The organism is Winogradskyella sp., assembly GCF_013213975.1.
Lineage (GTDB): Bacteria > Bacteroidota > Bacteroidia > Flavobacteriales > Flavobacteriaceae > Winogradskyella.
This window is the reverse complement of record NZ_JABSST010000157.1, coordinates 1-2231: the sequence shown is the minus strand read 5'-3', so window position 1 is coordinate 2231 and position 2231 is coordinate 1. Positions and strand designations below refer to the sequence as shown.

The window sequence follows — 2231 nt, the reverse complement described above, 5'->3', positions numbered from 1 at the left end:
AACTTTAAAGCATTACCACCAGTTGTTGTTTCAGGATTACCAAACATAACACCAATTTTTTCACGTAATTGGTTAATAAAAATCATGGTACAGTTGGTCTTGCTTATAGATGCAGTTAGTTTTCTTAAAGCTTGAGACATTAAGCGTGCATGAAGTCCCATTTTAGAATCTCCCATTTCTCCTTCGATTTCACTTTTAGGAGTTAGGGCAGCAACAGAATCCACTACAATAATATCTATAGCGCCAGAGCGCACTAGGTTATCAGCAATTTCTAAGGCTTGCTCACCATTATCAGGTTGAGAAATGATAAGATTTTCTAAATCTACACCAAGTTTTTCGGCATAAAAACGATCAAAGGCATGTTCCGCATCAATAAAGGCGGCAATACCACCTGCTTTTTGGGCTTCAGCAATAGCATGTAGTGTTAAGGTCGTTTTACCAGATGATTCCGGACCGTAGATTTCAATAACACGACCTCTTGGATAACCTCCAACTCCCAAAGCGATGTCTAAACCTAAAGAACCCGACGAAATAGCATCAACATCTTCTATCGCCTGATCACTCATTTTCATTACAGTTCCCTTACCGTATGCTTTGTCTAATTTGTCTAACGTTAATTTTAACGCTTTTAGTTTCGCCTCTTTTTCGCTGCTCATTGTCTTCTGATTTCTTAATTAATTTATCCTCAAAAATACCACTTATTTTAATTTTTTTCAATGTAATGGCGCAACCATTTTAAGATTTTCACATCTAATAATTGAAATAGAATGTACTTAGTAAAAATCCTTTTTTAAAAGAATGGATTTTGTCTTCGAAGCTTACAAAGTATCAAGTAATAGAGAACGTAATTTGTCAATTAATTGATGACAGTATCATTGTTTTCTATCAACCTCACTACAGATTTTAACTATTAAATATCAATTGAATATGAATAATTATTTACTAAAATACGCTGTTGCCTTATTGATGATAATGACTTTTTTCACCTGCTCAGAAGATATCAATTATGAGATTACAGAAAATAGTGTTGACCTAGAACTAGCGTCCCAGTTAATCGATGATTTATATGCCAAGATGTACACTCCTGGTTCAGGTGGGACCCAAAGTCATGCTGATTTTGGGCACAAAACCTATGACTTATTTTCTGATATATTAATTGGTGATATGGCACTAAGTAACTCTATTTATGGTTGGTATCCAGAACAGAATGATGAAGGTACTATTGCTAATGTAGTGGCGCATTTATGTACTACCGATTACACACATGAAAGTAATTATCAAGTTTGGACACATTATTATGATACAATTGAAATTGCAAATACTATTATTGGTTTTATGGGAGGTGATGATGCAAACCCAGAAACTGAAGAGGAACGCCATTTTCTAGGTCAGGCTTTGGCTATGCGTGCTCATTCTTATTTTTATTTAGCCCAGTATATGGCTAATGAATATGATCCAGAAGCAGAAATATTGCCAATTTATCGTGAAGCAAATAGTGATTATATGCCTAAATCAACAACAGTAGAAGTATTTCAACTGATCGAAAGTGATTTAAATAGAGCAATAGATTTATTGGAGAATTACCAAAGACCTTCTAAAAAGTATATCAATAAATTTATGGCACAAGCTATTTTGGCTTATGCAATTGCTGCACAAAAAAATGTGTCAAGATTAGCAGAAGTTATTGCTCTTTGCGACGAAGTTATAACCAGTAGCGGCGCAACCATTATGAACTACACAGAAGTTACCGGAGGCTTTAATAACGTTAATACATCTGGCTGGATTTGGGGTGTAGATATAACTTCAGAGATGAATTTGAGATTGGTATCTTGGTGGGGACATGTAGATGCATTTTCTTACAGTTATGCCTGGGCAGGCGATTCTAAAGCTATTGATCAAAATTTGTACAATACTATTTTAACTTCTGATGTGAGAAAGGCTCAATTCTATATTGGTTCTGGGTACTATAATTTAATGCCACTTTATAAGTTTTACGATGCAGATCGAATTATTGGTGGTCCTGCTGGAAATGTCGTTTCCGATTATGTATACATGAGAATTACGGAATTACACCTTCTAAAGGCAGAATCCTTAGCTAAATTAGGTCAAGATGCAGAAGCAAGAGTTGCTCTTGCGGAAGTTTTGTCAGAGCGTCTACCAGATTTAAATTACCTTAATAGTTTATCAGGGGAAGAACTTGAAGATGAAATTTATCTACAAACAAGAATAGA

General features: G+C 35.0%; 2 protein-coding genes. One reads left to right on the top strand and one right to left on the bottom strand.

Annotation, left to right across the window (positions count from 1 at the left end):
• On the bottom strand, positions 1-656 hold a 656-nt coding region (recA, locus tag HRU49_RS14580; RefSeq protein WP_296358453.1), incomplete at its 3' end, for a recombinase RecA.
• A 271-nt stretch (positions 657-927) separates the two neighbouring features.
• On the opposite strand from recA, the gene HRU49_RS14575 reads away from it, so the two are divergent.
• The coding region (locus HRU49_RS14575) for a RagB/SusD family nutrient uptake outer membrane protein (RefSeq protein ID WP_296358451.1) at positions 928-2231 on the top strand (1304 nt) is incomplete at its 3' end.